This window comes from Rhodoferax sp. UBA5149 (assembly GCF_002413825.1).
Taxonomy (GTDB): domain Bacteria; phylum Pseudomonadota; class Gammaproteobacteria; order Burkholderiales; family Burkholderiaceae_C; genus Rhodoferax.
The window spans coordinates 19,312-21,073 of record NZ_DHXT01000013.1 but is presented as its reverse complement, the minus strand read 5'-3'; the positions used below and the strand labels follow the sequence as shown (position 1 = coordinate 21,073).

General features: G+C 63.5%; 1 protein-coding gene and 1 pseudogene. Both read right to left on the bottom strand.

The features are described from left to right. Positions 1-335: pseudogene (locus B3V69_RS01025) on the bottom strand (thiamine pyrophosphate-dependent enzyme); the annotation flags it as partial. Positions 336-426: 91 nt separating this feature from the next. Next, a complete protein-coding gene (locus B3V69_RS01020; protein ID WP_296442970.1) occupies positions 427-1,680 on the bottom strand; it encodes a transketolase C-terminal domain-containing protein in 1,254 nt (417 codons plus the stop codon). Between the last annotated feature and the right edge of the window lie 82 nt (positions 1,681-1,762).

Genomic DNA, 1,762 nt, shown 5'->3' with positions numbered 1-1,762 from the left:
CAGCCAAAGCCGATGTCGGTGGTGCCGCCGTCGCCGCCCTGGGCCACCACGCGCACCTCGCTGCGGCCCTTCACGCGCATGGCTGCGGCAATGCCCGTGGCCACTGCGGCGGTGTTGCCAAACAACGAGTGAATCCAGGGCATTTGCCAGGAGGTTTCGGGGTAGGGGGTGGAAAACACCTCCAGACAGCCGGTGGCGTTGGCGGCGATCAACTGCCCGTCCGTGGCCTGCATGGCGGCGTCGATGGCGTAGCGCGCCCCCAATGCCTCGCCACAGCCCTGGCAGGCGCGATGGCCGGAGTTGAGCGAGTTGCTGCGCTGGGTGCTGGCCTGCACGCTGCGCTGTTCGGCGTTAAGCAGGCGGTTGCCCACGGTGAAGGTGCCGGTCTGGTAGAACTTGACTATCGTTTGTTCCATGAATAACCCCTTAGCCTATGCGTGATGCCACGGTGCCGATGTCGCGCAGAATGCCTTCCGCTACCGGGCCCGAGCGACGCTGCTTTTTCTCGCGCTCCAGCACGCGGTTGACAATGGACCAGTCCAGGTCCAGAAAGGTCAGCAGTTCGAGCTTGTCGGCCACGGCTTCGAGCAGCAGCTTGTGCAGCGAGGCCTTGGTGATGGCGCGCCCACCCAGGCCGGCGATGACCGCGAACACCTGCTGCGGTCGGCTTTGCACCGCGCTGCGCACGTCTCGCGAAACAATGCCGCCAATACCCACGGCAAAGCACTTCTCGATCACCACAATGCGTTTGGCCCCCGCGATGGCATCGCGAATCGCCTGGATCGGGAACGGGCGGAACGAGGTGATGCCGAGCACACCGATCTTCACGCCCTCCTCGCGCAAGTCATCCACCGTGTCTTTGATGGTGCCCAGCACCGAGCCCAGCGCGATGACGATGGTTTCGGCGTCATCCAGGCGATAGGGTTTGATGAGGCCGCCTGAGTCGCGCCCGAACACCTGTTTGAATTCTTCGGCGATCTTCGGCATCAGGTCCAGCGCCTGCATTTGCTTGGCATGCGCCAGATAACGCACCTCGGTGAAGGCCTCGGGCCCGACCATGGCGCCGATGGTCACGGGCGCGTTCGGGTCCAGCACCTGGCGCGGCTCATACGTTGGCAGGTAACGGTCCACTTGCGCTTGATCCGGTATGTCGATGCGCTCATAGGCGTGCGTCAGAATAAAGCCGTCCATGCACACCATCACAGGCAGCGACAACTCCTCGGCAATGCGAAAGGCCTGAATATGCAGGTCTAGCGCTTCCTGGTTGGTCTCGGCAAAAATCTGCAGCCAGCCCGCATCGCGCATGGACATGCTGTCGGTGTGGTCGTTCCAGATGTTGATGGGAGCGCCAATCGCGCGATTTGCCACCGTCATGACAATCGGCAGACCCAGCCCGGAGGCGTTGTACACGGCCTCGGCCATGAACAACAAGCCCTGGCTGGCGGTGGCCGTGTAGGCGCGCGCACCGGCGGCCGACGCGCCAATGGCCACGCTCAAGGCGGCAAACTCGGACTCGACGTTGATGAACTCACAGCTCGTCAGAGCGCCGGATTTGACCATCTCGCCCAAACCTTCCACGATGTGGGTCTGGGGTGAGATCGGGTAGGCGCAAATGACTTCCGGGCGGCTCAAGGCCACCGCTTGCGCCACGGCGTGCGAACCTTCGCATTGTTTAAGCATGGGGGGCCTCCGTCTTCTGTTCCTGTTGCAGGGCGATGTCATAGGCCTCGCGGGCCGCTTCCATGTTGCCCAGCGCGACCGC

Excerpts from the sequence above, each read along its gene's own strand:
- B3V69_RS01020 (WP_296442970.1), bottom strand. The coding sequence starts at position 1,680 with ATGCTTAAACAATGCGAAGGTTCGCACGCCGTGGCGCAAGCGGTGGCC.